The sequence below is a fragment of the Streptomyces sp. 150FB genome, assembly GCF_000818195.1.
Taxonomy (GTDB): Bacteria; Actinomycetota; Actinomycetes; order Streptomycetales; family Streptomycetaceae; genus Streptomyces.
Map to the genome: position 1 here is coordinate 3,342,739 of NZ_JTHL01000001.1, position 770 is coordinate 3,343,508.

At 77.1% G+C, this 770-nt stretch carries 1 protein-coding gene; it reads left to right on the forward strand.

Translation table 11 applies throughout. The features are described from left to right. Positions 1–195: 195 nt before the first annotated feature. Entirely contained in the window at positions 196–741 is a 546-nt protein-coding gene (locus tag QR77_RS49985) for a hypothetical protein (RefSeq protein WP_052488725.1), read from the forward strand. The last annotated feature ends 29 nt before the right edge of the window (positions 742–770 follow it).

Consider the following 770-nt stretch of genomic DNA (forward strand, 5'->3'; position numbering starts at 1 on the left):
CCACCGGGAGGTCCCGGGGGTCCGGGCGGCCCGGGAGGTCCGGGCGGGCTCGGCGGTCCGGGGGGCCCGGGAGGCCCGGGAGGCTGAGGCGCCGCGGGGACGTTCGCCGCCAGTTGGGTCGGCGCGTACCCGCCCACCGGGCCACCGGGCATCCCGGCTCCCGGAACACCGGGAGCGCCGGGCGGCGGCGGAGTCGTGGCGCCGCCCCCGCGGCGGATCGGCGCCGAGGCCTTGCTGGTCGCCGCGTCAGCGATGTCACCGGCCCGCGGGCTCGGCGGGACCGGGGCCGAGGGAGTCGGGGCGGACGGAGCCGGGCCCGACGGGATCGGGGACGGCGGGTCGTTGAGGGAAGCGAGGGAGGTGCGCGGCAGTTGGCTGCCGCCGGACATCAACGCCGTGGGCGTGTCCGCGCCCACCACGGGCGGCGGGACATCCTCGTCGTCCGTCCCGGAGAGCGGCGGCGAGAAGACGGTCTCCGGCAGCGCCACGGAACCGATGTTGTCCCCGATGCCGTTGGTGTCCGTCCCCGCCCAGGGAGTGGCATCGGGAGGCCCGGCCTGCCCGGACGGCGCACCCGGAGGCGTCGGCGTCGCAGCCGAAGCGCCCGCCCCTGAAGCCCCTGAAGCCCCCGAAGCCCCAGAGGCCGCCGAAGCGTTCGCCCCCGACCGCCGGTCCGGAATCCCCAACTTGTCAGCGGCGTCCTGCAACCACTCCGGCGGAGTCAGCAGGAACGACGTCTGATTCAGATCGATCCGCTGCGGCGCCGCAGG